The sequence below is a fragment of the Treponema sp. OMZ 790 genome, from assembly GCF_024181285.1.
GTDB lineage: Bacteria > Spirochaetota > Spirochaetia > Treponematales > Treponemataceae > Treponema_B.
The window spans coordinates 1,786,581-1,809,832 of record NZ_CP051201.1 but is presented as its reverse complement, the minus strand read 5'-3'; the positions used below and the strand labels follow the sequence as shown (position 1 = coordinate 1,809,832).

The following is a 23,252-nucleotide window of genomic DNA, read 5'->3' as shown; positions in this document are numbered from 1 at the left end:
TTTAGCTGTATGAAAAATCGCTGTCACCGATAAATTCACGCAATATGGATTGTCCATGCACAAAACTTGCAGGAAGAGGTAAAAAATTCCCCAAAAAGGTTAATAATCTCGATGCTTCATTGTATTCTTTTTGGTTCGGTTTTACAGCCTTTAAAAGAGGTTCTGCATAAACCTTTAATACTGCAAGCTCGTAATCAAGGGCAGTGTTAAAAACCGCATCGGCATTTCCTTGGAAGGGGAAAATGTATTTTGATTCTCCGCTTCTTACATCGCCCCACATTCCTATTGTTCTTGCTGCAGGGCTTCCTCTAAATTGGGCATCTCGGACGATGCGCCGTATAAGCCTGTTATCAGATGTCGGAATACGGTTGTGGTCGTCCAAATTAAGCTGGGTTAGGGCTGAAAGGTAGACCTTAAATTTTAATGACTCATCTATTTTTGCAGTGAGTTTATCGTTTAGGGCGTGTATTCCTTCGAGTATGAAGATTGTGTTTTTTTCGGGAGTAAACATCTTGCCTTCAGGCCGGCGGCCGCTTATTTTGAAATCGTAGGAAGGCATTTCAACCGTTTCGCCCTTAAAGAGGCGTAAAAGTACGTCGTTTAAAAGCTCAATGTCCAAGGCTTCAACGCATTCAAAGTCAGGTCTACCGTCTTCTTTTTTCGGTGTTTTAGCTATGCCTAGGTAAAAATCGTCAAGACTTATAACTTTAGGAATATAACCTAATACTTTAAGCTGCATCGAAAGTTTTTTGGCTGAGGTAGTTTTTCCTGAGCTGGAAGGTCCTGCTATGAGGATTACCCTTGCAGTTTTTTTTGCCGTTACTTTTTTTGCTATTTCTGCAAGTTTGTTATTTTGAAGTATCTCAGTGATTTCTACATAATCTTTGATTTTTCTTGATGTAATTAAATCGTTTAATTGACCGACTGAGGAGACCCCGACTAATTTTCCCCACTGTTTATATTCTTTGTAAATTTCAAAAAGATGGGGGATGTCTTTAAATTCCGAAAGTTTTTCAGGACTTGCAGTTCGCGGAAAGCGGAGCAAAAAGCCGTCTTCATAGGGCATCACATCGAAGACTTTAACTTCGCCTATGCGGTCCATCAGAGGCTGAAAATAAAGGTCTTCGTAGTTACCCAATCGGTTTATTAAAATGCGGGGCTTGCTCGTGTAGTTTAAAAGTCTGTGGGTGTCGGGCTGGTTCGAGTGCTCGAATTTTTCCAGCGCTTCTTCATAAGAAAGCCAATGAGTGTCTATAGGCATATCTTGGGCCACCATCTCATCCATTTTTGATTTTATGGCTTTTAAGTCTGCCTTATCCGCTTTTTTCCCTTCAAGAGTGTAATAATAACCGTAATCCAAGCTGTGTCCCATCAAAAGTCTTAAATCGGGATATAGCTCTTTAGCTGCGGCGGCTAAAATCAGACAGAGCGTCCTGCGGTAAAAGTTTGAGCCTTCCCTGTCCGTTAATGTTACAGGTTCGATTGTAGATTGTACATCGATGGTTTTGTTTAAGGGGACTACCAAATTGTTTACTTTTATGCCTACTATCGGGGCAGGGGTTGCCGGAAAATATTGTACCAGCTCTCGTGCCGACACAGGATGTACGAATTCTTTTTGCATTCCGTCGGGAAAGGTTATTTTAAATGAAGCCATAAGACACTCCTAATATATTATGTTGTGCTCTTCATTATAACACATTTTTTATAAAAGTCCAGCTATTGACTGTTTTTTAAAAGATTGATATTCTTGCTTCTTATACTATTTATCAAGGATTATTCTATGAAATTTATTAAAAATTTGACTTTTATTTTATGCTGCGTCTGTCTGCTTTTTGCTTTTGCTGCTTGTAACGGTAAAAAAACGGAATCTGAAGTTTCTTCGGAAAACACTGAAGCCGATTCGGAAGAAAATAAATCCGTAAGCGAAGAAGAAGTAGGTTATGCCTTCGGTGTTATCATAGCTCAAAGTGTGAAGCAGGATGGAATAAAGATCAACCCCGATCATATTGTGAAGGGGTTTAAAGATGCTATGTCTAAGGATTTTGAAGAAAAAGGACTTCAAGATGCTCAGATGATTTTAAGTCAGGCTTTTCAAATAGCCCAAATGGAAAAAGCCGCAAAGAATCTTGAAGAAGCTAACGCCTTTTTAGAAAAAAATAAGGCTAAAGAAGGTATTATAGTTACCGAATCGGGTTTACAATATGAAGTTCTGTCGAAGGGAAAAAATGATGTGCATCCTAAAGAAGACGATGAGGTTAATGTAAATTATATCGGAAAACTTGTAGATGGGCATATTTTTGACGATTCTTATAAAACCGGCAAAAGCGTAAAGATTCATTTATCGCGAGTTATTCCCGGTTGGAAAGAGGGATTGCAGTTGATGAGTCCTGGTGCAAAGTACAGGTTCTATGTTCCGCCTGCATTGGCCTATGGAGAGCAGGGTGTAGTTCAAGGCAGTTCCGTTATAATTCCCGGCAATGCCGTTTTGATTTTTGATATTGAGCTTGTAAGTATCGCAATCAGAAAAGAGTCTCCCAAAAAATAATTTATATAAAAATTATTTTAATCTTTTAACCGATTAAAAAAAAGAGTTTTGCACTTGCCGGCAAAACTCTTTTTTTTATGAACCATCAGTTTTTAGCTCTTTCTTCAAGCTTAGCTTTATTCCAAAATTCTTCCATTTTTTCAGAATTTTCAGGTAAAAGGTCAAAGCCGTTTTTTTTCATTTCGGATTCGACAAATCTAAAACGCCTTTCGAATTTTTTGTTTGCATGCATGAGGGCCATTTCGGGATCTATTTTTAAAAAACGGGCCGCATTTACCGAAACAAAAAAGATATCTCCTATCTCGTCTTCCATAGCGGCCTGTGACCCCGATTTAACGGCTTCGGCAAATTCGGCCGTTTCTTCTTTCATCTTTTCGATGATGCCTCCGATTTTGTTCCACTCAAAGCCTGCTTTGGCAGCTTTTTTGGAAATTTTTAAGGCCCGAAGCATCGGCGGAAAATTTTTAGGAATGGAATCTAAAATCGATTCAGCCTTAGGCTTTTCTATTTTTTCTTTTATGTTTTCCCATTGGTTTAAAACCGATTCCGGGGTCGAAGCCTTTTTATCGCTTTCGGGGCCTTCATAGCCTTCCGTTTTTCCGAAGACATGAGGGTGTCTTCTTATAAGTTTTTCTGTAAGGTTTTTCATAACATCGGCAGCCGAAAAAAGGCCTTCTTGTTCGTACATATATGAGATCATAAGTGCGTTTAAAAGAACGTCTCCAAGTTCTTCTTTTACATGCTCGGCATCCTTACCGGAAGTCTTGTGTTCTTCTATTGCATCGGCGGCTTCATAGGCTTCTTCTAAAAGCGGGCGGCGCATACTCATGGGGTTTTGAGCTATATCCCAAGGGCAGCCTCCCGGGCCTCTTAATCTTTTAATTACATTAAAAAGAGCTTCAAAGCTCTCAATCAGCTGTGAATTTTCCATGCCGGAATTATAGCAAAAAGATATAAGCGGATTCAAGAGGTTTCCTATTGACTTTTTTTTGATTTTATGTATTCTAGTTAGGTATAATAGCATATGAGTTTGAAAAATGTTAAAAAATAAATATATCTTTTTTTTGGTTCTTTCTTTTACTTTTCTTTTTGCGGAAGAAAATCCTTATAAGGATATCTTGGAATACCGCTATAAAAATGACACGGATATTATTTTGATAGAAAATGAAGCAAAGATAGCCTTAAATAATTATAAATCCGTAAGGCTTAATTCCGTCTTCGCCATTGATTTTGGTTCCACCATAAACTTTAACCTTAGCTCCGATAAGGATAAATCTCAATTTTCGGTACAGCCTTCAGTTTCGGCAGGATTTCCTCTTTATAATAATCTGGGGTTTAAATTTTCCGCTCCTTATTCTTATTCGGGCGGAGGAAAAGGCAGTTCAACAGGTTTTTCGCTTGGTCTTTCAGGCGATATATATAGTCAAACCCGCAAAAGGAAAAAGCTGGAAATTGCGGCTTCTTTAGACATTCTTAAAGAGGCTGAACGGCGGGTAAAGATGCGGAAGGAGATTGCCGAAAGCAAGCTTTTAACAGATATTCAAAAAATATTAACCGAATATTCGGGACTTCTTTCAAAAAGGCTTGCCGGAATTCAAGCCGATATCAATTACCGACAAATTCTTGCAGAAGGATACTCCGAAACATCTTCTAAGTTAAGAACTGCCAAACTAACCCTGATCAGTGCCGAGAGAGAAGAAAAAGAAACCGAATTTTCTTTTAAGGTTTCGGCAGGCCTTTTTTTTGAATCTTGCGGACTTAAAATCGAAAAAAAAGATGAAGATGAGTTTTTCATAAAACTTGCAAAAAGTCTTCCTGAACAAAAGTTAATTTCTATCGAGAATCTAAGGGCCGAAAACTATAAACCCATCATCAAAGCCGAAAACGCTTACGAAAAAATGCGCGAAAAAAATAAAATGGATTTAAGCCCTTTTTCCGCTTCTGCCAATTTAGGATATTCTTATACGGATTCGAATATGAGTAAAACCAATAATATAGGTTCGGGCATATCACTTAATTTTCCGGGAGTAAAAATTAATACGGGCTTGAACCTCTCCTTGGCTCCGGGGTCAATACCTTTGATGGAAGTATCTTTCTCGATAAATCCTCTTGCCATTTACGATTATTCTCTTAGCAAAAAGAATGCCGCAATAACGGAATCCGGCGAAAAGATAAAGCTCGGCACTATAAAGCGCAACTTTGCCAAAGACTTTAATACTTTTAAACTTAAATGGGAACGGCTTGAATGGCAGCAAATTCGGTATGCCGAAGAGTTGGACATTTATAAAGAAAATGCTGAAGAACATGCAAAATGGTTTCAACGAGGGCTTATAAACTCTCTTGAAAACAGGCAAGCCGGTTTGCAGTATATTACGGCTCTTTTGGGACTGGCTGATTCCCATATTGCTGTAAATATTTTTAATGCCGAAATAAAAGAAGCTTTTGAGATAGAGGAAAAATAAATGCAGGATACAAAACAAAAAAAGAGTAAAAAAATTATTTTAATAATAACCGCAGTCATTATTACATTGTCCGTAATTTGGATTCTTTTTTTGCCTAAAAAAGGAACGGATGATTTTTCTCAAACAGTCACCGTAACCAAGGAGATAATAAAAGATGTAATTCAAATTTCGGGTTATATTCAGCCGGCACAGCAGCAAAATCTTCAATCACCGGGAGAGGGTCTCATAAAAAAGGTTGCCGTAAAGGAGGGCGACATCGTAAAAAAAGGCGATCTGATATTTGCTCTTGACAATACATATCAAGCATTTCAGGTAGCAAAACAGGAATTTGCTATCGAAAAAGAAAAATTGCTCGGCTATTCTAAAAACCTTGAATTGATGAAGCTTGAACTTGAATCTTTAAAACGGGCTTTGAGGGATAGAAGCGTTTATGCAAAGTTTGACGGTATAGTCGTTTCCTTTGACTTGACCGAAGGTTCCTATGTTATGCCCAAGGATAATTTCGGGGTAATTATAGACCGCTCCTTTTTTAAATCCACTGTAGATGTTTCCGAAAGGGATGTTCCAAGGTTAAAGATAGGGCAAAAAGTATTGCTGAATTTTCAAGCTCTGGGAGAAGAAGAAGTGGAGGGCAGGGTGACCTATCATTCTTCAATCGCAAAATCAAGTGTTCAAAGGGGGGCTACCGTTATAGAAACAAAAATTGTTGTCGATAAACTCCCCGAAAATGTTTTGCCCGGCTATTCTTTTAGCGGAAAAATTGTTGCAGGCGAAGATGAAGAAGTCCTCCTTTTGGATCAAACGGCTCTTTTATACGATAAGGGCGAGCCCTATGTTGAAAAACTTCTTGAAAACGGCAAGGTTGAAAGGGTAAATGTCGAGGTAGAATCCTATGCCCAAGGCACCGTAAAAGTTTTATCCGGTCTAAAAGAAGGCGACACTTTGAAGGTAAGACCTCCTAAATGGTAGAAGGCGTTAGACTATGGCTGATATTATACGTCTTGAAAATGTAGTAAAAACCTTTGAGATGGGCGAAACAACCGTCAAAGCCCTTGCCGGTATTTCCTTTAAAATAGAAGAGTCCTCCTTTGTTTCGATAATGGGGCCGTCGGGCTCGGGTAAGTCCACCTGCATGAATATGATAGGCTGCCTAGACCGCCCTACCTCCGGCAAAATTTATGTGGACGGGGTAAGCACTGCCGACATGACCGAAAACGAGCTTGCCTCCTTACGGAATAAAACCGTGGGCTTTGTTTTTCAGCAGTATTACCTTCTTCCCAATCTAAATGTGTTGGAAAACGTAATGCTCCCCTTGAGATATCAGGGGCTTTCCTTAGATAAAAGAAAAAAACGGGCTGCCGAAGAGCTTGAAAAGGTCGGCCTTTCCGACAGGTTGAAGCACAGGCCGGGAGAGCTTTCAGGAGGGCAAAAGCAGAGGGTTGCTATCGCAAGGGCCCTTGTTACAAATCCTAAAATTATTTTGGCCGATGAACCCACGGGCGCCTTGGATTCTGAAACTGGGCATTCTGTCTTGGATCTCTTTTTAACGATAAACAAAACGGGGACAGCCGTTATAATGGTAACTCACGATCAGGAAATCGCTTCCCTTGCGCCCCGCTCAATTCAACTAAAAGACGGGCTTGTTGTTTCCGATTCCCTTAATACCGCCGGTCTTAAACAAAAAGGGGAAGAAAATGTTTGAGGATTTTATAAACGCCCTTCATAATTTTAAAACGAACAAGATGCGCACTCTTCTTTCTCTTTTGGGTATAGTTATTGGCGTTACCTCGGTTATAATTGTTACGAGTCTTGCAAGCTCCCTTTCGAACAGCATGGTAAAAGAGTTTGAAGAGTTCAGCATGGATATAATCAACATAGGCACTCAGAGGGGAAACCCCGAATTCGGAGAAGGTGAAAGCATAAAATTTGATGAGGATTTCCGTAAAAAGCTTAAGCAAAGAATAACGGAGATAAAAAACATTTTTTATTCTACCCGTTTTCAGGCTTCGGTTGTAAGAAACGATTTGCGGATTGAAATGAGCGATATAGAGGGTATAGAAGCCGAAAGGCTGGAGTCGCACCGAGTGGTCATGGATTACGGTAGTTTCTTTTCTTCTTCGGATTATTCTACAGGAGCGGAAAAGGCAATTATCGGCGACAGGATAGCTTTTCAGCTTTTTCCTGAAGGCCGGGCTGTCGGAAAATTTATTACCTTACAGATTCCTTCAAGCGGAGAAAATGCTCCTCCCCATATTGTGCGCCTTCAAGTTATAGGTGTTGTAAAGCCTAAGAACACATGGGTGCTGCGTACTTCGGACTCCGTCTTTGTTCCAAGAAAATTTGCTTTAGGTAAGCTGCCGGGAAAAACAGCTGATGCTGTTTGGACTGCAGAAGTTGTTATCTTTGAGCCTAAGGACACTTCAAAGGTTGAGGCAAAGATTCATGATTTTTCAGAAGAGCTTTCGGGAGGCAACCGTTTTGCAATCTGGGTTTATTCTGCCCGCCAGCAATTTGAGCAGATGAGTAAGATTACGGGGATGGTAAGCCTTGTGCTTTCCGCCATTGCAGGCATATCCCTTCTTGTCGGCGGCATCGGCATTATGAACATAATGCTTGTTACGGTTACCGAACGCCGAAAAGAAATAGGCATACGTAAAGCTCTCGGGGCCACAGGCAAGGCAATAAGGATGCAGTTTTTAATAGAGTCAGCATCTCTTACTCTTACAGGCGGGCTTATAGGAATTGTTTTAGGGCTTGTAATCAGTAAGCTGATTGTAAACGTTTTTTTCCCTCCCGAAATAATATTTTTGCCTAATTTTTCGGGCTCCCTTATAGCCTTTTCGGTAAGCGTATGTACAGGGATTTTTTTCGGCCTTCATCCTGCAATTAAGGCTGCAAAACTTGATCCTGTGCAAGCCCTTGCGGAGTAGGGGCCTTTTTTAAAAATAATTGAGGTTAATTTATGGATATTGAAGCCTTGGAATTGCGCGCCTTGAGTATTCAGGCTGCAAGGGAATTTTTTATTAAAGAAAATTATCTGGAATTGGATACGCCTGCTCTTTCGGCAGAGCTGATTCCCGAAACCTGCTTGGAGGTTCTTAAAACGGAATACCTCAGCCCCGGTGCATCGGAGGGCTTGCACCAAAAAAAGCCGCTTTTTTTGGTGCCTTCTCCTGAAGTTTATATTAAACCGATAATAGCTCAAACTTCCCGTTCGGTTTTTCAAATTTCAAAATGCTACCGAAATGCCGAATCCATAGGCAATATTCACAGCCCCGAATTTACCATGCTCGAATATTACACTATGGATGCAAACTATAAGGATTCCATAAAGATAACGGAGGCTTTTTTAAACTATGTTTCCGAGAGGGTAAAAGAAAATCCTCTTGTTGATGGGGAAGTCTTAAAAACCTTATCAAACGGTTTTGAGTGCCTTACCATGGATGAGGCTTTTAGAAAATATGCAGGACTGCCTTTAAGCACCGAGCATTCACCGGAGGAACTTGCCGCCTATGCCGAAAAATTGGGTCTCGGCGAAGCTAAAAACTATTCGGATTGGAAAGAAGACGACTTATACGAGCTTATTTTGGTACATGCGGTTGAGCCGAACCTTCCTAAAAATAAACTCATAGCTCTTTTGGATTATCCTGCCTTTGTTCCTTGTCTTGCCGCAGAAAATTCCCAAAAAATTTTAAACAAAAAAAATGAAGAGCTTGAATGGAAAACAGTCGAGCGCTGGGAAGTTTATTTGAACGGAGTCGAACTTGCAAACTGCTACACCGAAGAAAGGGATAAAAAAAAGATAGATTCTTATTTCGAAAAGGAAAACGGATTAAAACAAAAACATTCTCTTATTCCTCATCCTCCCGTAAAGGATTTTGGATCGGTTTGTTCCAATATGCCGCCGTGTTCGGGAGTTGCAATGGGTTTTGACCGCCTTATAATGCTTTTGGCGGGAAAAAAGACCTTGTTTCCGATAATACATCGAAATTGTTTTTAAATTTAAAGGAGAATGCGGCCGATAAGTTTATTGGAGTTTTTGTTTTAGATTTATTGACAAGAACCGATTTTGTGTTTAGAATAGTTATAGATGCTATAAAGAAGTATAAAATTTGGAATTTTGCAGGAGGACAATATGGCTTCAAAAATAGGAATCAAACTTGCAGATGGGACATTTTTTCCGATTTTGGATGAAGATGCTCTGTCCGAACAGTCTTTGGAATTGACCACGGTAAGGGATAATCAGGAAAGTGTTCAGATAAATTTATTTAAAAAATTTGAAGAAGAAGACCCCGAATATATAGGTTCTCTCATTGTAGAGGAAGTTTCTGCGGGCTCTGCAGGGGATCCTACCATAAATTTAAAAATAAAGCTTGATGAAGAAAAAAATCTTTCGGCTGAGGCTTTAGATGAAGGTTCCGGCTCTCACCAATCGTTAAAAGTTTCATTAAAAAATCTTGATGAAGCAAGCCTTGACGGCATAGATTTCGATTTTGCGTCATTTGATGAATCTTTTGATGAGGACACAGGTGACGATTTTTTTGCAAAGGATAATGACGAATCTTCCATTGATGATGTTTTTGAAACTCAATCTCAAGCCGATTCTCAACTTTACGGCAACAATGAAGAAAAAAATGAGAAAAAGAAGAAGATGCCTCTTTGGCTCATCGTTCTTATAATAATTTTATGTATAACTGCTTTGGTTTTTGCCATCCTTCTTTTGACAAAAAAAATGCCTTTTGCAGATAAGGATATGATAGCCTCTGCACCCGAAAAGGTTGAAAAAATGCAGGAATCCAAAAAGGATGTAAATGCTACGACTTCTACGGTTCCAAAAGAAGATGCTGCAGAAAAAGCCGCTGCCGAAGCTAAGCGAAAAGCTGAAGAAGAAGAAAGACAAAAGGCTGAGGCCAAGAAAAAAGCCGAAGATGAAGCAAGGCAAAAGGCTGAGGCTAAAAAGAAGACCGATGAAGAAGCCAAACAAAAAGCTGAGGCAAAGAAAAAGGCTGAATCTCAAAAGAAAACAACTGTAAATTCACAAGGTGTAGTGCGGTACAAGATTAAATGGGGCGATACTCTTTGGGATTTATCGGAAACTTTTTATAAAACACCTTGGCTTTACAAAAAGATAGCGGATTACAATAAAATCAAAAATCCCAGTCTTATTATAGCCGGTACTTACATAGATATTCCGCCTAAATAAGTTTACGAGGATAGTTTTATAAAACCCAAGTTTTTTATTCGCTTTGTTTCGGTATTATTGTGTTTTTGCTTTTGTCTTTCCGGTTTGTCATGCGCGGGCTCCTACGATAAAAATGAAGAAGCTCGCCTGATTGACGACCTCTACTCAGGTAATTTTTACCGTTTTTTAAAACCGGATGCTCGTGAGCTTAAAAAACTTTATAATACCGATCCTTCATCTCCTTATTATATAGGTCTTGCTCTCAAAAAAGCTGCTGTTAGGCCTTCAGATAAAAGAATTTACGATAAGTCGGCCGTGACCTATTTTGAGTATGCTCTCAAAAACTCACCTGAACCCTATAAAAAACTTGCCGGCAATGAGCTTTACAGTCTTCTTTCCAATGAAGAAAAGCTTAAAAAACTTGAAGAAAAACTTGCTTTACCCGAAGCCCTCAAATTAGATGCAAAAACTGATGAAAAGATAAGACCCGAAATTCAAAGACTTCTTTTTCTGTCGGGAAATTTTAAAAAAATGGAAAAGCCTTTGCCCGACTATCTTAACACACAAAAATTCGATGCCGAAATTATCGAAGCTTTAAAAAATGTAGAAAAAAATAAGGCTGCCTTAAAATCATACGGAGACGATTTTTTTGATATTCTGAGAGCAAGAAAATTAACCTTTGAATCTCAATTTAAGGATGCATGGCCCATCTTTAAAAGTTTAATGGAAAAAGAAGATTCTCCCTATTTTGAAAATAGACTTGTATTATCGGATGCCGGAAAGGCGGCTTTATCAGGTTCAGCCGACTATTCTTCAGATGTCTTGTTTTTTGAAAATAGGCTGGATTTTTTTGAAAAAAACTCAAAAACCAATTCCGATTACATTGTTCAAAAATACATATATGCTTTTTATGCTGCCCGAATGCGTTTAAAAATGGGCGGCCGGGATAATGTGGAAAAGGCTCTTTTGCTTTTTAAAAAAGCTAAATCCTATCCGCCTCTTCCCTATGACTATGATGTTGCCCTTTGGTATATTCTCGACATAGAAAGAAAAAGATCATTTAAGGTGTTTTTTGATGAGCTTTGTTCATCTGCCCCTGAGTGGAAAAATCCTTCGGTATATGAAGAGCTTACTGCCCATGCCTGCATGAAACTGGTGTCTTCACAGGATTGGAAGGGGCTCCAAAAACTTCAAAAAGCTGTCCAAAAAACCAAATTGGTTTCGGCTCAAGCCCGCCATTCATATATTCTTGCGCGTTCGCAAAGTTTACCTCAAGCTGATGCCCAAAAACTTTATCGTGAAGCCTACGAAAAAGATCATAGTTTTTTTTATTACAGGGTTATGGCTGCCTATCAGCTTGAAGCTCCTCTTGCTTCAGCATCTTACGGAAAAAATTATAAAAGAAAATCGAACAGCGAATTTTCCGATGAAGATTCAAGCAAAATTCTTGAGGGGCTCGTAAAGTATAAACTTTATTCCCATCTTTACGGTAATATAGTGCTTTTGTATCCTCAGATAAGTACGGAAGAAGCTGCTGTATTTTCGAGGGCTGCGGCTCAAAACGGATATTATGCCGATTCTATGAAGATTATGTCTTTTGCCGTAAACTCGGAAGGTTCACAATTTAATGAAGATCACTTAAAACTGATGTATCCCCGGCCATGGCAGGAATCCGTTAAAAGATATTCGGCAGAGTATAATTTACCCGAATATCTTCTGTATGCCTTGTTGAGAAGTGAAAGCTATTTTAAACCGGAAGTGGTTTCGCATGCCGGCGCTGTCGGTCTTGCCCAGCTTATGAAACCCACTGCCGCCGATATTGCACGCCGCTTAAAACTTAAAACATATGACCTAAATGATCCCGATACAAATATCCGCTTTGGAGCCTTTTATCTTTCCGATATGATCCGCCGCAATAACGGAAAAATTATGCACGCTCTTTTTTCTTATAATGCAGGCCCCAATGCCGTAAAACGGTGGGTGAGGGAAGCCGGTTCTTTACCGGTAGACTTATTTTTGGAAAGCCTTGCATATGCCGAAACAAGGGGCTACGGACGAAACGTTCTTGCAGCAGCCATCATTTACGGACACCTATACTATAACAAGAATTACGGCGAGATTATAAAAGAACTTTTTCCGGATATAAAAAAATAAAACTTTTGTTAAATTACTTTGTAAAAGCGAACTCGAAGCGCTCACAAAGTTTGTGCAGCTGTTCTTCCGATTTTATTTTAAATCTTTTCAGCAATACTTCAGGAATTTGATAATATTCTATTTTTCCTTGAGAGAAATTAAGCATGAAGTCGGCAAAACAAACGCTTTCGACCAATTCCCGGTGTTCTTCGGGCGCGGCTTCAAAGTTATCCTGATATCTTATTGTTACCACTATAGGCTCGGGGAAATTCCATTTTTCTGCAAGGGTTGCTCCTATTTCGGCCTGAGCCATTCCGCTCATAATCATGTCCATAACCTGAGGCGGAATATTCCTTTCTGCCTGAATTTCTGCAAGTTTTACAACTAATTCGGGATACATAGATCCGAGGATAATTTTACCGAGGTCATGGAGAAGACCGCAAATATATGCATCATCAACTATAGTACGTTTTCCTGTGAGCTTTGCAACATTTAAAGAGAAAAAGGCTAGTCTGTAGGCATTTTCCCATATTTGTTTTTGTTCGTTTTCGGTTGTTTCCAATATTTTAATCGTACCTACCGAATAGAGGAGGTTTTGTATACCTCTCAATCCGACAAACTTAACGGCTTCTACTATGTTCATACAGGGTTTTGAAAGGCCGAAAGCTACCGAGTTTACATGTTTCAAAAGGTCTGTAGCCAATCCGATATCGCTGCTTATAAGCTGGGCAATTTTTTGCATTTTTGAATCAGGATCGTTAATAGCCCTTTGTATCTGCATAATATTTTCAGGAAACTGGGGTATTTCGTTAATGTACTCTACAATGGCCTTTGTAAGAGGTTCAGCTTCTTTCTTAAGCTCTAGTTTAAGAGGTATCGTAACTCTGTTGACGGTAACGCCGTCTAAAACATCTATTTGGTAGGCCTTTTCGTTGAGTCCCATTTTTTTAAGCATTAAGACCATGATAACAAGACCGAGTCCTGCGCCTTCGGTGTTGTCCAAAACTTGGGTAAAGGCTTCATCCAATGATGAAAATTGCCGTGCTCTGACTATTTTATCGAAAATTCGTTTAAATTCTTGTCTGGTCAGTGCCGAATTATTACTTACTTCAAGCACTATATTTTCCTGTTTTAACTGGAGAGACATTTTAATGTAAAGACCGGCTTTTTTTTGAAGAGCAAGGTAGTGTTCCATGTTCGAAATTGTATCATCTTTAAAATCCTGCATTCCGCGGTCGTAATCTTCGGAGTCCGAAATATCAAGTCCTTTTTCTTTAAAATAAACTCTCTTTGTATTGGCTTTTTTTGCGTTTGTTGTAAGCTCATTTGTATAATATACGATATAGTCCGTAATATCGGTACAATGAAGCTGCTTTAAAAATTCCGAAATAACATCCGTAATATAAACTTCGGTTTCTTTAGGCAAGGTATAAGAAGTTATAGCTATAGGTACACCCAAACGTATGGCCGTTTCAATCTTTTCTGAATCAACAATTATTCTTTTATCTTTTTCCATGTATTACATCCTAACACATAAATAAAAAAAAATAAATACCCTTTTAAATTATTTATGGTAAATATATCTCGATTTGTTTATCGGCTTTTAAGTCCTAAATCTTGAATGTTTACATGGTATATATAAAAAAAATCGCCCCGGGAGTATGCGGACCGGGGCGATTAAAATAGAGTATAAACCATTCACATATAAATACTTTTATGAACGCTTTACGCAGGTAATTTTGGATAACTACCTGCAATCTGTGCCTAAATCTAAGTTACCATATTCTTACTTTTTTGTCAATAGAATTTTAAAAAAAACTATAAATTTTTTAACTTTTTATCGATTTTTTCGAAAGTTTCTCCCAAATCATCGCATAAAATCTCTGCATAAGAGTCAAATTGTGTCGGCTGGTCGTTTACGATGGCTATTTTGCCCCCGTTTCTGAGTGTGTAGGCAGGAAGGGCTGCTGCAGGATAGACTAAAAGGCTCGTGCCTAAAACGAGCATAAAATCCGTTTTTGATGCTTCTATTTCTGCCTGCATGACGGCTTTTTGAGGTAAAGCTTCACCGAAAAATGTTATTGCAGGTTTTATGGTGCCGCCGCATTTAGGGCATTTGGGAACGGCTCCTGTTTTGGCCGTTTTTGCAGTTTCTTCAAAGGTTTGGGTGTAGGAACAGTTTATGCAGTAGTGAACCGATGGGGAACCGTGTACCTCAATTACATTTTTGCTTCCTGCTTTTTGGTGGAGTAAATCGATGTTTTGGGTGATGACGGCTTTTAGGATACCTCTTTTTTCGAGTTCGGCAAGGACGGTATGTACGATTGCCGGCTTTTTATCGTCTAATCCGTATATAAATTCTTTTGCCAGACCATAGTAGACGGAAGGATCGCGGTAGAATACGTCTATATCGAACATTTTTTCGGTATCAGGCTGCTTATAAAGGCCGTCTTTTCCTCTAAAGTCTTTGATGCCGGCCAGAGTACTTATTCCTGCTCCGGTAAAGGCTGTAAGGTGTTTTGCTTCGATGATTGCAGAAAAAAGTTTGTCATAATCATTTTTTTCTTTATCCATAGTCTTATCTCCATTTAATATTATAAGTTATTTTCTGTTCAAAATAAAGACCTTGTACGGTAAACCCCTTGAATTTAATTCTTTTTCAATGTATTCTTATGATATGCAGATTGCCTTAATCGTGTTTCTTTCTTTTGCTTCTTCAATTATTTGTGCTTTTATTGTCAGGCGGAAAGAAAATTTATCGGTTAAACCGCTGTTATATATTTTTTTGTTTTCATTTTTTGCGGTTCTTATCTCGATTTTAATGCAAACCATTATATATTTTTTGTCTCAAGATTTTTTGCAAAGGGCAGGATATACGCGCGGAATTCTTTTTGACAGCTTTATTCATTCTTCTTTGCCTGAAGAAACCGTTAAAGCTCTGCTTTTTTCTATTTTCGTAAAACTGCTTTGGGCTGATAAGATGATGAATATTGACGAGGTTACTCCGGCTCAAAACCGCGCAAATATAAGAACTCTCATGCTTTTATCGGTTTTTTACGGTTTGATTTTTGCTTCTTTTGAAAATATTGCCTATACGATAAGGTATCCCGAATCGATTTGGATTAGAAGTATAACTTCGAATATTTTGCATGCAGGATTGGGAGTGTATTATCTCGAAATAAGTATGGTGCAAAAGAAAAAACAGCTTATAAAACCTCTTCTGGTTACATGGAGTATACACGGTCTTTATAATATGTTTTTTTCGATAGGTTCATATTTTATAATTTTTGGGGCGGCTATTGTGCTTTTTGTCGTTTCAAATGCAGTAAGCAGATATGACCGCTTTAAGAGCAATTAACCCATGCCGGCCTTACCGAGTTAACCAATGCCGGCTTTACAGAGTTAATCAATGCCGGCTTTGAGCAAATCTGCAGGATATTCTATTGACCATAGAAAAAGCCCTTGCGGAGGGGCGGTCGGGCCTGCCTTTTCTCGTTTTTTTGATTCCAAGACAGCTTTAAATTCTTTTTTTCCGGCTCCTGTTTCTTCTAAATGTAAAAGAGTGCCGACTATGGATCGCACCATCTTCCACAAAAAAGCATTTGCGGATATTTCAAAAATCAGGTAGTCATTTTCCATAAAGAAGACCGCTTTTTTGATATAACGCGATTTACTTATGCTTTGGTCGCCTGCGGCCGAAAAAGCCGTGCAATCCAATTCGCCTGAAAGGCACGAGGCCATTTCATTTAAGATGGCTATATCGGGATAGCGTCTTATGTGCCAAACATAGGGCTGCTCATGGGCAAAGACCGTTTTTCCGCATTTGATTCGGTATCTGTAAGTTCTTGAAAGAGCATTAAACCGGGCATGTAAAAGAGAAGATACCTCGGCCGCTTCCATTATCCTTATGTCTTTAGGCAGGATCGAGTTAAGGGCAGGTAAAAAATTTGCAGCCCTCATGCTTTTTATATCGCTGAAAAAATTTACAGCCTGACGTGCTGCATGAACACCCGAATCGGTTCGGCCTGAGCCGTTGGTTTCGATCGGATGTTTATGAATTTTTGCTAAGGCTTTTTCTAATTCTCCTTGAACGGTACGAAAAGTTTCGTTTCCTTCCTTGGTTTGTTTTTGCCAGCCGCAAAAATTTGTGCCGTCATAGGACACTGTTAAGAGAATGTTTTTTTGGTCTTGAGCAGCCTCCATTACTCTTCCACATCCTTTAACTCTACCTTGAGTATGTCATAGAGACTTCTCGCAGCTTCCAAGATCGGGCCGGGCTTATTTTTGCTTGATTTACCGAGGCCGAACATCTTTGCAAGGGCAAATTTGTGATAATCCAAGCGCTTTAGGCGCATTTCCATGTCGATTTTTTGTCCGTATTTATATTCAAGCAGGGCCGAAAGATAGATTATTCCGTCGTAGCCGTAGTTTTTATCCACATCCGGGCCGAAAGATTTTAAGCCCGCAATTATTTCTTCTCCGGTCGATTCCAATTCAAGAGCTCTTCGGTAGAGGAAGGTTGCTTTTTGGTAAAACAGATCCGAAACATATTTATAATTTTCTTCAGGGTATTTTTTTCCAAGTTCATCGAAAAGCCATGCAGCTCTGATTGCGCATATGGCTTGTTTTATTGTAGGTGAGAATTTTTCTTCAAAGACTTCATAGCACATAATTGCAAGATAATATGATGCTGCCCCTTCATTTAATCCTCTGGATTTTGTAAAGTCGATATTGTGAAAAAGGCCTTTTATTGCATCATATCTTGCTTCAGTATTTTCAAAAAGTTTTTCGATAATCGGCCGGGGCGGAACCGAAAAATCTTGCGGAAATGCAGTATAAAGGCATTTGTGGCAGACGGTTAAGTTGTACACGGTTGGAAAGATTTCGCCGTATTTTGCCGACGGTTCATAAAGCCTGCGTAATTCGTCTGTAAGATCGCCGGCTATCAGGCGTCCTCCTCCCGAATGTAATTCTTCTCTTTTGAATTTTGTGCTGCAAATGGGGCACTGTACTTGTTCTTTTGAATAAAAAGTTATACTGCCTGTACGCGATTCCTTTTCTACATGTTTTCTTATCATAATTTTATTCTCCCGTTTTTGATTATCGGTATTTTTTTGTATTTTGAATACTCAAAAGCTCCAATATTTTTATGTTAAGATCTCATTTTTTTATTGATGCTTTTTTGTGTTCATCATACAAAAAATGAAAAATTTGTTTTTTTTGTTTTTAACCGCCTAAAAATATCCAATAATGTCTTTTTTTTGAACTTACGCTTTGCATCCTTTTTGCTTGTATAAATACATTATTATTAAAGTTAAAAGGAGATAAAAGTGAATTTTAGTTTAGAAAAAGGAGAAGAAATTGTCAAGGCCTACAAAAATAATAAAACTAACCCTTCAATAAAACAAAAACTTTTGATGGAACTATTTGAAATTATTTATGTGAATCTGGAAAGTTTTGGAGTTTACTTTCGGGATGAAGATTTGCGCAGCGATTTTGTATGTAAATTCTATTATAGAATTCCAAGACTTTTGGAAAATTATAAGCCCGAATTATCGAGTTTTTATACCTATATGACAAGTCATATCCGGTTTTATTATTTAACGTTTAAATGTAAAAATGTGCGGAATGAGATACATAATGCCGTTATAGCCAAGCAGGAAGGTTCAAGATTGGGGTATCTGGTGAATGAATATGATTTAAATGAAAATTTCAACTTTTATGCTGCCGAACACGAACCTTCTTATTGTAAAGATGAGGGCGATTACGGGCCTTTTCAAGGAAGCGTAATTTCAAAAATGGAATTGGAACACAGGAGAGCTCTTTATTTTAGTATGCCGTGTAAACACAGAAGAATTTTTTTATTGGCTTGTAAGGCTTGCTTTTTTTTGGATGATGATTTGATAGAAAAAATATCGGCTGAGATTAAAATGGATCCGGAATTTTTGTGCTGCATTCTTCAAGATTTAAAGGTTTCTTGTTTTAAGCGTTTGGAAAAAATCAATTATCATATTTGCAATAGAAATAATTATTATATAAAGATTCAGCTTTTTAAATATCTTTTATTTAATACTTACAATACAAAGCGTCAATTTGATCAACTTTGTTTTTCTTTAAAATATAATCGGTATTTATGGTTAAAAGCGCAAGATCTTAATAGGCGGCAGATAAAATGTCCAAGCAGCACCGACATAGGAAAGTGCATAAATGTGTGCAAGGGTACAATCGATAAAAATATTGCTAAGAGTTTAAAAATGTGGTATACTCAAAAACATGAAAATATACTTGGCATCGGGAAATATAAACAAAAAAAAGGAAGTGCAAGAGCTGCTTCCGGAGCATAAAATTGTTTTACCCAAAGAAGAAAATATAGAATTTGATCCTGAAGAAACGGGAAGTTCTTTTTTTGAAAATTCAATGATAAAGGCTGAGGCCCTTTACAATATAGTAAAAGCCCCTGTCCTTGCAGATGATTCGGGGCTTTGTATCGACTTTTTAAACGGAGCACCGGGAGTACATTCGGCAAGATACGGTTCTCTTGACGGGGAACATGTATCGGCTGAGGCCGGTATCATCAAGGTTCTTGCAGAATTAAAAGGGGTAAAAGAACGCAGCGCCCGGTTTGTTTGCTGTATGATTCTTCTTTTAGATAAAAACCGCTTTTACTCGGTGCAGGAAACTTGCGAAGGCTGCATAACCGAAAAACCTGCGGGTTCCGGAGGTTTCGGGTACGACCCTATATTTTTTGTAGAAAAGTTTGGAAAAACCTTTGCAGAACTTAAGCCGGAAGAAAAGAACTCCGTTTCGCATAGGGGAAGGGCTCTTGCGTCAATCTCAAAATTTATAAGCAGTCTTTAAAAATCGCCTATTTACTTTTTTTTTCTTATCGTATATGATAAAAAATATGCAGAAAAAAAGCACCTTTTTAAAATTTGCGGCCTATTACAAGCCTTATAAATTTTTATTTTTCTTTGATCTATTTTGTGCTCTTCTGGTCTCGGTAGTAGACTTGGTATTCCCGCAGGTAATAAGATACCTGACAAGGATAATTCCAAAAATAAGAAGCGGAGAAGTATTGCTTTTTTCGGATAAAACTATCTTTAATTTTGATGTAAGGGCTTCTGCCGTCATCTACCTTGGTATGGTGATTGCCGTCATTCTTTTGGGGCTTTATATAATAAGATATTTTGCCCAATATTTTATAACTTCATGGGGACATATAATGGGCGCCCGCATGGAAAGGGATATGCGGAATGACCTTTTTAACCACATGCAGCGTCTTTCCTTTTCATATTACGACCAAAACAAAACGGGAGATATGATTTCGCGGATTGTTTCAGACCTTTTCGATATTTCGGAACTGGCACACCACGGACCTGAAAACCTTTTTATTTCTTTTCTTAAAATAATAGGTTCTTTTGCTCTCCTTTGTTTTATAAATGTAAGGCTGACCTTGATTTTGGCTTCGGTTACTTCGCTCATGTTCATCTTTACTTTTTTTCAAAACAAAAAGATGCGTAAAATTTTTATGCTCAACCGCAAAACAATAGCCGGAATAAATTCTCAGGTTCAGGACACTCTTTCGGGGATAAGGGTAGTGCAGTCCTTTGCAAACGAAGAGTTGGAGAGCAAAAAATTCGATACGGCGAACGAAGCCTTTGTTCATTCCAAATATATAAACTACAGGCAGATGGGAGAATTTTTTGCCGTAAACGGTCTTTTGCAGGGCTTGTTTTTTATCGTAACAGTTTTGGCCGGAAGTTTTTTTGTTGCAAGGAATGAGCTTACAATCCCCGATTTGACCATCTATGTTTTGTACATAAATATCTATATAGCTCCGATAAATTTACTTATTAATTTTACCGAAATGTTCCAAAAGGGAGCTGCCGGTTTTAAGCGCTTTTTGCAGATTGTAGAAACAGCACCGGAAATTACCGAAAAAGAAAATGCAGTCGAGCTTAAAGATGTAAAAGGAAATATAAAATACGAAAACGTCGATTTCAGCTACAATGAAACTACAACAATCTTAAAAAATATTTCCATCGATGTCCCTGCAGGCAAGACTCTCGCTCTTGTAGGCCCATCGGGCGGAGGAAAGACGACGATATGCTCCCTTCTTCCGCGCTTTTATGATGTGATAAACGGAAAGATAAGCATAGACGGAAAAGACATCAGAGATTTAAAACTAAAGTCCTTGCGTGAAAATATCGGAATTGTTCAGCAGGATGTTTATCTTTTCGGCGGAACCATAAAAGAGAACATAGCTTACGGTAAGCCCGATGCTTCCGATGAAGAAATTATTGAGGCCGCTAAAAATGCCCATATTCACGATTTTATTATGAGTTTGGAGGACGGTTATAATTCCTATGTGGGGGAGAGGGGCGTAAGACTTTCAGGCGGGCAAAAACAGAGAATCTCGATTGCCAGAGTCTTTTTAAAAAATCCTCCGATTTTGATATTGGACGAGGCAACTTCGGCCCTCGATACCGAAAACGAAATTTTAATTCAAAAAGCTATTGAAGAACTTTCGGAGGAGAGAACGACAATAGTTATAGCTCACCGTCTTTCTACAATAAGAAATGCCGATACGATTTTGGTAGTTACCGATGAAGGAATAATGGAAAGAGGCACTCACGAGGAGCTTTTAAGTTTAAACGGAATATATGCAAATTTACGAAAACTTGATGAGTTTTGATCGATCTTAATTTAATATGGAGACAGTCAGGTGCAAAATGCATTAAAGGATTTAAGAGATTTAAAAAAGAAATTTAAAAAAGCAACACTTTCCCGAAAACACACAATAGACGAGTTGCGTCTTGCCTATGACGATATTCTTTATTCTCCTCATGTACCGAACAATGTAGACTTATCCGAAATCGAATTGCGCGGTGTCGATACCGATGTATTAAAGCCTGAGATGGCGGTGTCAGGCAGGGTAATCCTATATGCTCATGGAGGTTCTTTTATAAGCGGCACAAAAAAAGCTTACCGCTCTTTTTGTGCGGGGCTTGCTCATGAAGCTTCTTCGGCTCTATATCTGCCCGAATATAAATTGTCTCCCGAAAACCCATTCCCTGCAGCGCTTGAAGATGTTTACAAGGTTTATGCAAAACTTGTAGAAACTCATACTGCAGATCCCGGCAATCTTGTTTTGGCAGGAGACGGAGCAGGGGGCGGTTTGGTTATTTCGCTCATTCATTATTTAAAAAATAAACATCTTCCTCTTCCTGCATTAATTGTCTTATTTTCTCCATGGGCCGATTTAACCTGTTCAAGTGAAGGACTGAATGCCAACCGAAAGAAAGACTTTGTTTTTTCTCAAGGGATTCTTGCGGGCGCTGCCCAATTATACACCGAAGAAAAAAATCTTACCAATGAACTTGTTTCTCCCATTTTTGGAAGCTTTGAAAACTTCCCTCCTGTTTTTATTCAATGCGGAAGTAATGAGATTCTTTTGGATGATTCAATCCGTCTTTGCGAAAAAATCGAAAAGGCCGGAAGTTTTGTTGAATTTGAAAAAATTGACGGTATGCCTCATTTGTTTCAAGCCGTTCCCGACTATTTTTCAAATGCTCATCTTGCAGTAGAGGCCATAGGAAAAAAGATCGGGGCATTTTTCGATATAGGGGAATAAAAATGGAACTTCTTGCGCCCGCGGGCAATTTTGAAAAATTGGATTATGCATGGGAGTACGGAGCCGATGCAGCTTATATAGGGTTAAAAAACTTTTCTCTTAGGGCTAAGGCCGATAATTTTTCGGGAGAAGAATATAAAAATATTTCTCTTTTAAAAGAAGAATATAAAAAGCGTGGCTTAACAAAAAAACTTTATTGCGCAATAAATATAAGCTTTCATAATGAGGACTTAAAAAACTTGTTGTCCGAGGTCCAATATTTTAAACAATATCCCTTCGATGCCTTTATCGTCCAAGACTTGGGAGCCGCCCGAATTTTAAAAGAAAACTTTCCCGACATTCCGCTTCATTTAAGCACTCAGGCAAACTGCATAAACTATGAGGCCGTGAAGGCTTACAGGGACTTGGGCTTTTCCCGTGTGGTTTTGGGAAGGGAAGCAAGCCTTGAGGATGTACGCGAGATAAAGCAGCGGGTTCCCGAAATGGAACTTGAATGTTTTGTGCACGGGGCAATGTGTATTTCTTATTCGGGGCGCTGCCTTATAAGTGCCTACCTTACCGACCGAAGTGCAAATGCCGGATCCTGCACCCATTCTTGCCGCTGGAACTACAAGATGTATTCCGAAAAGCCTAAGGAAGAATTCTTTGTTGAAGAGTCGGAGCGGAAGGGAGAGCTTTTCCCCGTAGAAGAAGGCGAAAACTATACGGCTCTTTTTTCTTCAAAGGATCTTTGCATGATAGACTACCTCGACAAGATGAAAGAAGCCGGAGCGGATTCGCTAAAAATAGAAGGCCGTATGAAAAGCATTTACTATACCGCCTTGACCACGAGGGCCTACCGAAAAAAAATAGATTTTTTAAACGGAAAGATAAGCGCCGATGAAGCTTCTCCCTTTGTTGAAGAATTGTACAATACTGCCCATAGGGAATTTACCACGGGCTTTTATTTTTCGAGTGCGGAAGCAAACAAAACCACCGCGGGCGAGTCGAAGTCCCCCTACATGCTGGCAGGCAAAATCGGCAAAAAATTGTCAGAAAACGAATACGAGTTTATTTCGATGAACAAGATAGATTCAGGCATCCCTCTCGAATATGTCGGCCCCGATATTTGTTCTATTGTAGATACGGGCTATACCCTTTTTAAACCCGATACAAAAGAAAAAATGGACTGGGTCTGCCACGGCCACCCCTGTATCATCAAAACCGATAAGCCCATCGCCGAAAAGTTTTTGGTAAGGTGCAGGGAAAACTTAGTTACAAATTAACCCGCCTCGCTTAATTGAAAAAATGCCTAAC

Annotated in this window: 20 protein-coding genes; 14 read left to right on the top strand and 6 right to left on the bottom strand. The window is 38.8% G+C overall.

Going from position 1 to position 23,252, the window contains the following annotated elements:
* Position 1: 1 nt before the first annotated feature.
* Complete coding sequence (locus E4O01_RS08800) at positions 2 to 1,654, bottom strand: nucleoside kinase (protein ID WP_253691779.1); 1,653 nt, start codon at positions 1,652 to 1,654, stop codon at positions 2 to 4.
* Positions 1,655 to 1,780: 126 nt separating this feature from the next.
* On the opposite strand from E4O01_RS08800, the gene E4O01_RS08795 reads away from it, so the two are divergent.
* Positions 1,781 to 2,545, top strand: a complete 765-nt coding sequence (locus E4O01_RS08795) for an FKBP-type peptidyl-prolyl cis-trans isomerase (RefSeq protein ID WP_253691778.1) — start codon at positions 1,781 to 1,783, stop codon at positions 2,543 to 2,545.
* Positions 2,546 to 2,630: 85 nt separating this feature from the next.
* On the opposite strand, the gene mazG is transcribed toward E4O01_RS08795, so the two are convergent.
* The gene (gene mazG / locus E4O01_RS08790) at positions 2,631 to 3,476 is read right to left on the bottom strand and encodes a nucleoside triphosphate pyrophosphohydrolase (RefSeq protein WP_253695199.1); all 846 of its coding nucleotides are present in this window, start codon (positions 3,474 to 3,476) and stop codon (positions 2,631 to 2,633) included.
* Between the two features lie 106 nt (positions 3,477 to 3,582).
* On the opposite strand from mazG, the gene E4O01_RS08785 reads away from it, so the two are divergent.
* The 7 genes from E4O01_RS08785 (at position 3,583) to E4O01_RS08755 (ending at position 12,343) form a co-directional block, all read left to right on the top strand.
* Positions 3,583 to 5,007: a hypothetical protein gene (locus tag E4O01_RS08785; protein WP_253691777.1), complete on the top strand. Its 1,425-nt coding sequence runs from the start codon at positions 3,583 to 3,585 to the stop codon at positions 5,005 to 5,007.
* Positions 5,008 to 5,976, top strand: coding sequence for an efflux RND transporter periplasmic adaptor subunit (locus tag E4O01_RS08780; protein WP_253691776.1), 969 nt, complete (start codon positions 5,008 to 5,010; stop codon positions 5,974 to 5,976). It begins immediately after the preceding gene.
* 13 nt (positions 5,977 to 5,989) lie between these two features.
* Entirely contained in the window at positions 5,990 to 6,709 is a 720-nt protein-coding gene (locus E4O01_RS08775; protein WP_253691774.1) for an ABC transporter ATP-binding protein, read from the top strand.
* Positions 6,702 to 7,937: an ABC transporter permease gene (locus E4O01_RS08770; RefSeq protein ID WP_253691772.1), complete on the top strand. Its 1,236-nt coding sequence runs from the start codon at positions 6,702 to 6,704 to the stop codon at positions 7,935 to 7,937. Before E4O01_RS08775 ends, E4O01_RS08770 begins: the two co-directional genes overlap by 8 nt.
* Positions 7,938 to 7,969: 32 nt before the next feature.
* A complete protein-coding gene (locus E4O01_RS08765; protein ID WP_253691771.1) occupies positions 7,970 to 9,007 on the top strand; it encodes an EF-P lysine aminoacylase GenX in 1,038 nt (345 codons plus the stop codon).
* Between the two features lie 135 nt (positions 9,008 to 9,142).
* Positions 9,143 to 10,210: a LysM peptidoglycan-binding domain-containing protein gene (locus tag E4O01_RS08760; protein WP_253691765.1), complete on the top strand. Its 1,068-nt coding sequence runs from the start codon at positions 9,143 to 9,145 to the stop codon at positions 10,208 to 10,210.
* A 57-nt stretch (positions 10,211 to 10,267) separates the two neighbouring features.
* Positions 10,268 to 12,343 (top strand): flagellar assembly lytic transglycosylase, encoded by a 2,076-nt coding sequence (locus E4O01_RS08755; protein ID WP_371819561.1) that lies wholly within the window; start codon positions 10,268 to 10,270, stop codon positions 12,341 to 12,343.
* A 13-nt stretch (positions 12,344 to 12,356) separates the two neighbouring features.
* Here the strand turns inward: E4O01_RS08755 and E4O01_RS08750 are convergent, their stop codons facing one another.
* The gene (locus E4O01_RS08750) at positions 12,357 to 13,838 is read right to left on the bottom strand and encodes an HDOD domain-containing protein (protein WP_253691762.1); all 1,482 of its coding nucleotides are present in this window, start codon (positions 13,836 to 13,838) and stop codon (positions 12,357 to 12,359) included.
* Between the two features lie 302 nt (positions 13,839 to 14,140).
* Positions 14,141 to 14,896, bottom strand: a complete 756-nt coding sequence (locus E4O01_RS08745; protein ID WP_253691760.1) for an NAD-dependent protein deacylase — start codon at positions 14,894 to 14,896, stop codon at positions 14,141 to 14,143.
* Between the two features lie 52 nt (positions 14,897 to 14,948).
* Here E4O01_RS08745 and E4O01_RS08740 point away from each other — a divergent pair, with 52 nt between their 5' ends.
* Positions 14,949 to 15,680: a PrsW family glutamic-type intramembrane protease gene (locus E4O01_RS08740; protein WP_253691758.1), complete on the top strand. Its 732-nt coding sequence runs from the start codon at positions 14,949 to 14,951 to the stop codon at positions 15,678 to 15,680.
* A gap of 44 nt (positions 15,681 to 15,724) precedes the next feature.
* On the opposite strand, the gene truA is transcribed toward E4O01_RS08740, so the two are convergent.
* Entirely contained in the window at positions 15,725 to 16,525 is an 801-nt protein-coding gene (gene truA, locus E4O01_RS08735; RefSeq protein WP_253691756.1) for a tRNA pseudouridine(38-40) synthase TruA, read from the bottom strand.
* The gene (locus tag E4O01_RS08730; protein WP_253691754.1) at positions 16,525 to 17,400 is read right to left on the bottom strand and encodes a DUF2225 domain-containing protein; all 876 of its coding nucleotides are present in this window, start codon (positions 17,398 to 17,400) and stop codon (positions 16,525 to 16,527) included. Before E4O01_RS08730 ends, truA begins: the two co-directional genes overlap by 1 nt.
* A 252-nt stretch (positions 17,401 to 17,652) precedes the next feature.
* Here E4O01_RS08730 and E4O01_RS08725 point away from each other — a divergent pair, with 252 nt between their 5' ends.
* Genes E4O01_RS08725 through E4O01_RS08705 form a run of 5 tightly spaced genes read left to right on the top strand, consistent with a single transcriptional unit; the run spans position 17,653 to position 23,221 of the window.
* A complete protein-coding gene (locus E4O01_RS08725; protein WP_253691752.1) occupies positions 17,653 to 18,666 on the top strand; it encodes a nucleoside-triphosphatase in 1,014 nt (337 codons plus the stop codon).
* A complete protein-coding gene (rdgB, locus tag E4O01_RS08720; RefSeq protein WP_253691750.1) occupies positions 18,596 to 19,180 on the top strand; it encodes an RdgB/HAM1 family non-canonical purine NTP pyrophosphatase in 585 nt (194 codons plus the stop codon). The genes E4O01_RS08725 and rdgB overlap by 71 nt, the downstream gene beginning before the upstream one ends.
* 46 nt (positions 19,181 to 19,226) lie before the next feature.
* A complete protein-coding gene (locus E4O01_RS08715; protein ID WP_253691748.1) occupies positions 19,227 to 21,017 on the top strand; it encodes an ABC transporter ATP-binding protein in 1,791 nt (596 codons plus the stop codon).
* A 30-nt stretch (positions 21,018 to 21,047) separates the two neighbouring features.
* Positions 21,048 to 21,956, top strand: coding sequence for an alpha/beta hydrolase fold domain-containing protein (locus E4O01_RS08710; RefSeq protein ID WP_253691746.1), 909 nt, complete (start codon positions 21,048 to 21,050; stop codon positions 21,954 to 21,956).
* Positions 21,957 to 21,958: 2 nt separating this feature from the next.
* A complete protein-coding gene (locus E4O01_RS08705; protein ID WP_253691743.1) occupies positions 21,959 to 23,221 on the top strand; it encodes a peptidase U32 family protein in 1,263 nt (420 codons plus the stop codon).
* Positions 23,222 to 23,252 lie beyond the last annotated feature (31 nt).